We start from the raw sequence: 6,288 nt of genomic DNA, 5'->3' as shown, positions 1-6,288 counted from the left end.
CGTCACGGGTGCGGCCGGGCGTCCGGCGTCTGCGTGCAGCGTCTGCGCCCTGCGGGCGCCCGGTCGCGCAGGTGCGAGCCGTCAGCAGCCGTTGAGCACGCTGGTGAGCTTCGCCTTCTCCGCGCTGTCCACGGCCAGGCCGTAGTAGTACTTCACCTGCACCCAGGCGCGCACATAGGTGCACTGGTAGGAGGCCTGCGGCAGCCAGGTGGTCGGGTCCTGGTCACCCTTGGAGCGGTTGGAGCTCGCGGAGACCGCCAGCAGCTGCGGCCGGGTGACGTCGTTGGCGAACGCCTTGCGCTGGTCGGTGGTCCAGGCCCAGGCACCGGAGCGCCAGGCCTCGGCCAGCGGCACCAGGTGGTCGATGTCGAAGCTGGAGGCGGTGGTGGTGGTGACGTTGTCGTACGGGGACGTCCAGTTGCCGCTGGTGGCGGTGCAGGCGGAGTCGACGACCACGTTGCTGCCGTCTCTCTTGATGACGGTCTCGCGGGTGTTGCAGGTCCCCGAGATGGTGATCCAGGTCGGGAAGAGGGAGCGGTCGTACGTCGACGTGTGCGAGTCGGCGGCGACGGTCAGCGAGGCCAAGTAGGTCCTGGCGGTCGCGGCGGAGACCGGGGTGGGCAGCGCGGCCTGGGCGGTGCCGGCGCCCGAGAGCAGGGCGGCGGCGGCCAGGGCGGCGGCGCCGGTCGCGGCGGCGGCACGGCGGAGCGGACGTATCCAGGGCATGCGTGACTCCAGGGGTGCGGGGGCGCGAGGACCGACCGGACGGGCACCGTCCGTTCGGTCAACCAGCATGGGGGCCAAGGTGTTTACGCGGGTAGACCCTGGAGGTGAATTCTTCCGACACGCCCCCTTCACCGGCCCCCCGTGCGGCTGCCGCCCCTACCGCCGTGCAGGGAGGGATAGGTGACGACCGGTCAGGGCGAACGTCCCGATGCGGTGACGAATGTGCAACCGGCCCGCCGTCCCGGCGACTACGCAGACGCACCGGCTGCACACTGTGGGGTACGAGACGGCATCCGGGGGCGGGCCGCTACGAGGAAGGACTGGAACATGCAGGGGGAGGCGCAGACCGTCCACGGTCTGTTCGAGCAGCGCGCCGCAATCGCACCGGAGGCCACGGCCGTGGTCTGCGGCGGAGTCCGGTTGAGCTACCGGGAGTTGGACCGGAGGGCCGACCGGCTCGCCCGGCGGCTGGCCGGCCTGGGGCTCGGGCCCGGCGAGGTGGCCGCCGTCGCCCTGGGCCGCGGGGCGGACCTGGTCACGGCGGTGCTGGCCGTGCTGAAGACCGGCGCCGCGTACGTGCCGGTCGAGCCGACCGGCCCGGATCGGACGATCCGGCACGTGCTCGCGGACGCGGCCCCGTCCGTGCTGGTCACCGAGGAGGCCCACCGGGTGCGGCTGGCCGACAGCGGGGAGCGGGCGGTGGTCTGCCTGGACACGGCCGACGACACCGTTCCGGACCGCGCGCAGGAGTTGGAGGACGGTCCGCCGGAGGTGGTGGTGGGCGGTGATGCGGCCGCCTGCGTCTTCTACACCTCGGGCTCCACCGGACTGCCCAAGGGGGCAGTGGTCGAGCACCGCAACCTGCTGCACTCCTACCGGGGTTGGCGCGAGGTGTACGGGCTGACCCCGGCCGACCGGTTCCTCCAGACCGCCACCCTGGAGTTCGACGTGTTCACCGCGGACTGGGTGCGGGCCCTGTGCACCGGCGGCACGCTGGTCATGGCCCGGCGCAACTACACCTTGGACCGGACGGCCGAACTCGCCGAACTGCACCGGCTGGTGGTCGACGAGGGGATCACCGTCATGGAGACCAACGTGTACACCGCGCGGCGGCTCCACGAGCACCTGCGCCCGCGCGGACTGGAGCTCGGCGAACTGCGGCTGCTCACGGTCGGCGCCGAGAAGTGGTATCTCGACGAGCACTTGGGCCTCCAGCGCCACCTGGGCCCGGGCGTGCGGGTGGTCAACGTGTACGGCGTGGCCGAGGCCGCGGTGGACAGCACGTACTTCGACCCGGCGACCCTCACCGACCTGCCGGAGCACCCCGAGCGGATCTCGCTGGTCGGCGTGCCGTTCCCGGGCAACCGCGTGCACCTGCTCGACGCCGCCGGACGGGCCGTCGCGGCGGGCGCGGTGGGCGAGATCTGCCTGTCCGGTCCGGGCGTCGGCCCCGGCGGCCCCCGGCCCGCCGATGCCGAGGCCGGTACCGGTGCCGGTGCCGGTGCCGGTCCGGACGGCCGGATCCACCGGACGGGCGACCTCGGCCGGTGGCGCCCCGACGGCATCCTCGAGTACATCGGCCGGATGGCGGGCGGCCGGGTCGGCTCGGGCACGGCCGGCGAGTCGCCGGAGACCTCGGGTGCCGCGGGCGGCAGCGCGGCGGACGGGGTCGCGGTGGAGGTGGCGGCGGCCGAGGTCGAGGCCGTACTGCGGGGCCACCCCGGGGTGCGTGAGTGCGCGGTCAACCCGCTGCCCGCGCCCGCCGGAACCGGTCAGGCCAGGGCAGCGGCGGCGCGGGCGGAACGGCCCGCGCTGGTGGCCTACGTGGTCCCGCACGGCGGCGGTTCACCCGAGCCCGCCGCCGTCCGGGAGTACCTCGCCGACCGGCTGCCGGCCCGGCTGCTGCCGGACGCGGTCGTCCCGCTCGCCGTGCTGCCCCGCACCCGCGCGGGCAAGTTGGACCGCGGCGCCCTGCCGCTGCCCGCGCCCCGTGAACCGGCCGACGGACCGCCCCGGCCCGGCAAGACCTCCCGGCCGTCCGCCAAGGGCGGTGCGGGGCGCGGCCGGACGGATGCGGTGGGCACGTCCGGAGCCGGGTGGGCGGTGGTGACCCTGATGTTCGCCGTCCCGGCCTGGGCGGTGACCGATGTCTTCTGGCCCGGCTCCACCGACCTGCAGCGGGTGCCGAACCCGTGGGCCCTGCTGTTCGGGGTGCTGTACGCGGTGGAGGTGCTGGCGTTCGGCCTGGGCGCCGCCTTCCTGCTCCTCGGTGGCCCGCTGATGGCCCGGCAGGGACGACCGCCCGGGATCACCGTGCTCGCGCGCTTCGCGGTGACGTGGCTGCTGGCCGCGTGGTGGCTGCAGGACAACTCCTACCGGACGACCCGGGCGACCGACTGGCCCTCGCAGGCCGCGCTGGTCTACGGCTTCAACGTCACGCTGATCGTCGCGGCGCTGGTGCTGGTGCGGTTCCTGGCCCGGCGCCCGGTGGCGGCGGCCGGGGCCGGGGGCGCACACCACTGAGGCGAGGCGGTCCCGGGGTCGAGGTCGCCGACGACCGGTCAGGGTGTCGGCGGGAGGCCGTCGAAGGGGTCGGCGAGTGCGTCGTTGGCCGCCCGGACCACTGCCTCCGCGGCGTCCAGCGCGTCCTGGTCCCGCGCGGCCAGGGCGATCCCGACGGTCGGCACGGCGTCGTCGCCGGCCGTCGGGATGGTCGGCAGCAGCCGGGCGCCGAACCGGGCGCAGCGGTCCGCGAGCCCGTGCAGGTGGGTGAGGAGCGTCTGCTGCGGGAGGCGGGCGCCCAGCGGCAGCCGGTCCAGGGTGCGGACCAGGTGCCCGGGGCCGTGCACCTCGTCGAGGCGGGCCCGGAGCACGAAGGCGGCCGCCGGGCCGGTGAGCCGCAGATTGGCCTCGGTGGGTGCGAGGCGGCCGCCCGGGTCGGTGACGAAGTCGACGTCGTACCAGCCGCGGTGGCCCGCCGAGGCCAGTTCGGCGCCGACCGCGAGGACGAACGCCTCCGCGGTGGCGGCGGCCCGCGCGGGCCCCGGGTCGGTGCCCGGACCGGCCGCCGCCGGGCCGACCGTCGCACCCCGGTAGGCGGTGCCGTCGACGTGCATCACGGCGGTGCCGACGGGGTGGACGGAGCCGTCGTCGGCGACCACCGCGTCGAAGGTGAGGTTGCGCAGCCGGCCCCGGCCCGGGACGTACTCCTCGACGAGCAGGCCGTCCGCGGGCAGCACGCCCTCGGAGGTCAGGGCGCGCAGCAGCGGGCGGCCGCCGCCGGCCGCGGCGACGTCCGCCGGGGTGAGCACCGCCGTGCCGTACCCGCCGACGCCGTGGTGCGCCTTGAGCACAGTGGTCAGCCCGCGGCCCGCCCGGGCGGCGAGCAGGCGGGCGGCCCGGCGCGGAGACCCGGCGGCCTCCTGGCGGGGCACCAGGATCCCCGGGTGGGCGGCGGCCAGGCGGGCGAAGAGCCCGTGCGAGGCGGCCTTGGACTCGTAGCGGAGGACGGCGTCGAGGCCCGGTCCGGCGGTGCAGCCCCAGGGACGGACGGGCAGTGCCAGCCCGGCGACCCGCTGCCGCAGGGCGGGCCGGGCGGCGAGTGCGGCGCCGACGGTGCTGTCCGGACCGGCCAGGCCGCCGTGCACCTCGACCGGGTCCCAGGCCAGCTCCTCGGCCAGCCAGCGGATCCAGTCGTCCTCGGGCTGGTCCGGCAGCAACAGGGCCGCGGGGTGCGGGCTGTAGAAGGCGGCGAGACAGGAGTAGTGGTGGGCCTGCCGGCGGGCGGCCGCCGACTGCGGGATGAACTGGGCGTTGAAGTCCGCCACGTCACCGATGTGGACGGCCCGGCCGGAACCGGTCCAGGCCTCCCGCCACGCCGCCGTCCGGCCCGTCCCGGTCACGGCGCTCCGCCGCCGACCGCCGGGCGGGCGGAGCTCCCGCACTCGTCCCCGTCCCCGTCCCCAGCTCCGTCCCCGCCCCCGTCCTCGTCCCCGTCCAGCAGGAAGGCCAGGACCGTCTCGGTGAACTCCGCCGGCTCGGCGGCGTGCACCAGGTGGCCGGCCGGGATGGTGACGAGGCGCGCCGCGGGGATGCGGCGGGCGAGCTCGGCCAGGCCCTGCTGCGGGACGTGACTGGCCGGCCCGCCGCCGACCACGAGCGTCTGCGCCGTGATCCGGTCCAGGCCGGCCAGCCAGGCCGGATCGGCGGCGTCGATCTCCCGGCGCAGCGCGAGCACCATCTCCCAGTCGAAGTCCAGCGGCCCGTCCGGCCGGGTGGGCGTGGACGGGGTGCGCGGGAGCGGCGGCGGGGCGTCCTCCAGCACCAGGCGGCGGACCAGGTGCGGCTCGCGCTGGGCGAGCAGGTAGGCGACCACGCCGCCCATCGAGTGCCCGACCAGGTCGACGGCGGCCGACCCGACCGTGTCGAGGAAGGCGGCCACGTCGTCGCTCATCGCCTCCAGCGAGTACGCGCCCGGCCATGCACTGCGCCCGTGGCCGCGCAGGTCGAGCGCGTACACCCGCCGGTGGCGTGCCAGCGCGGGCGCGATGGCGTCCCAGTCCGCCGCGGTCTCGCCCAGGGCGTGCAGCAGGACCAGGGGCGGCGCCTGCGGAGCGCCGTGGACGCGGTAGGCGATCCGGATGCCGCGCACGGTGGCGGTCGAGTAGGCCGTCATGCTCGTGACCATATCCGGCTCGGCGGTCCCGGAGACGGCGTCCGGCACGGGCCCGTGGTGACGGGCGGTCAGAAGGCTGCAGCGTCGGCGGCCGCCGCTCAGTGGAAGGTGATCGCCCGGCCGGTGGCGAGCGAGGCCCGGCAGGCCTCGTCGAGCCGGTGCCAGGCGAACTTCTCGGGCTCGTAGGGGTCGTCGTCGGCGATCGGGGCGGCCTGTGCGGCCTCGGGGTCGATGCCGATCGCCGGTGCGAGGGCGGCGAGTTCGGCCCGGAGGCGCTGGACCGAGCCGACCGTGCCGTCGCCGGCGACCCCTGCCTCGTCCGGCAGGAAGACCGGGTAGGGGCGGTCGACCGGGATGTAGTGGCCGGAGTCGTCGGCGTGGCACAGCAGGTGCGAGGAGAACGTCAGCGCCTCCTCGCGGACCTCCCGCTGGTCCCGGGCGTAGGCTTCCGGGGAGGTGTCCCGCGCGGGCGTCACCGGCTCGCCGTTGAGCTGCAGCACGTAGGCCCGCCGCAGGTGGTGGAGGTAGCGGTAGGGGAACCCCGCCGAGTAGCCGGGTGCCTTCCCGCCGCCGGGCGCGGGCTCCTGCCAGTCGATGCCGCGGGCGGCCAGGGCGCGGCCCAGCCGGTCGAAGGCGCCGCGGAAGTGGGCGGCGCCCTCCGGGTCGTTGCGGTCGAGGTCGTCCAGCAGTCCGACGGAGATCGAGAGTCCCATGGCGGGAGCCTAGGGTGCGCCGCCCACAGTCCCGCCGGGAAGTGCGCGGTCCACGGGTCCGGGCACGGCAGAGGGCCGCCCCGGGCCGGGCCGCGGCGGTGGGCGCGGGCGCGGCGGCGGTCGCCGGCGGGCGCCACCGGTCCGGCAGGCCCCGGGGGGGGGGCGGGGGGGGGG

At 76.4% G+C, this 6,288-nt stretch carries 5 protein-coding genes; 1 reads left to right on the top strand and 4 read right to left on the bottom strand.

Features of this window, described 5'->3' with window-relative positions:
* Positions 1-81 precede the first annotated feature (81 nt).
* Complete coding sequence (locus ACFV0G_RS32875) at positions 82-726, bottom strand: HNH endonuclease family protein (protein WP_380555913.1); 645 nt, start codon at positions 724-726, stop codon at positions 82-84.
* A 327-nt stretch (positions 727-1,053) separates the two neighbouring features.
* Between ACFV0G_RS32875 and ACFV0G_RS32870 the strand changes: the two genes are divergently transcribed.
* Complete coding sequence (locus ACFV0G_RS32870) at positions 1,054-3,249, top strand: AMP-binding protein (protein WP_380555911.1); 2,196 nt, start codon at positions 1,054-1,056, stop codon at positions 3,247-3,249.
* 38 nt (positions 3,250-3,287) lie between these two features.
* Here the strand turns inward: ACFV0G_RS32870 and ACFV0G_RS32865 are convergent, their stop codons facing one another.
* The 3 genes from ACFV0G_RS32865 to ACFV0G_RS32855 all read right to left on the bottom strand — a co-directional run bounded on the left by ACFV0G_RS32865 (position 3,288) and on the right by ACFV0G_RS32855 (position 6,114).
* Positions 3,288-4,628 carry a hypothetical protein gene (locus tag ACFV0G_RS32865; RefSeq protein WP_380555909.1) on the bottom strand — a complete coding sequence of 447 codons (1,341 nt, stop codon included), beginning with the start codon at positions 4,626-4,628 and terminating at the stop codon, positions 3,288-3,290.
* Positions 4,625-5,401, bottom strand: coding sequence for an alpha/beta fold hydrolase (locus ACFV0G_RS32860; protein ID WP_380555907.1), 777 nt, complete (start codon positions 5,399-5,401; stop codon positions 4,625-4,627). Before ACFV0G_RS32860 ends, ACFV0G_RS32865 begins: the two co-directional genes overlap by 4 nt.
* Before the next feature lie 98 nt (positions 5,402-5,499).
* A complete protein-coding gene (locus ACFV0G_RS32855) occupies positions 5,500-6,114 on the bottom strand; it encodes a hypothetical protein (RefSeq protein WP_380555905.1) in 615 nt (204 codons plus the stop codon).
* Positions 6,115-6,288: the final 174 nt, after the last annotated feature.

It is taken from the genome of Kitasatospora sp. NPDC059571, assembly GCF_042735675.1.
Classification (GTDB): Bacteria; Actinomycetota; Actinomycetes; order Streptomycetales; family Streptomycetaceae; genus Kitasatospora.
The sequence above is the reverse complement of the archived record's forward strand: the minus strand, read 5'-3'. Positions and strand labels throughout refer to the sequence as shown.

Excerpts from the sequence above, each read along its gene's own strand:
- ACFV0G_RS32875 (WP_380555913.1), bottom strand. The coding sequence starts at position 726 with ATGCCCTGGATACGTCCGCTCCGCCGTGCCGCCGCCGCGACCGGCGCC.
- ACFV0G_RS32870 (WP_380555911.1), top strand. The coding sequence starts at position 1,054 with ATGCAGGGGGAGGCGCAGACCGTCCACGGTCTGTTCGAGCAGCGCGCC.
- ACFV0G_RS32860 (WP_380555907.1), bottom strand. The coding sequence starts at position 5,401 with ATGACGGCCTACTCGACCGCCACCGTGCGCGGCATCCGGATCGCCTAC.
- ACFV0G_RS32855 (WP_380555905.1), bottom strand. The coding sequence starts at position 6,114 with ATGGGACTCTCGATCTCCGTCGGACTGCTGGACGACCTCGACCGCAAC.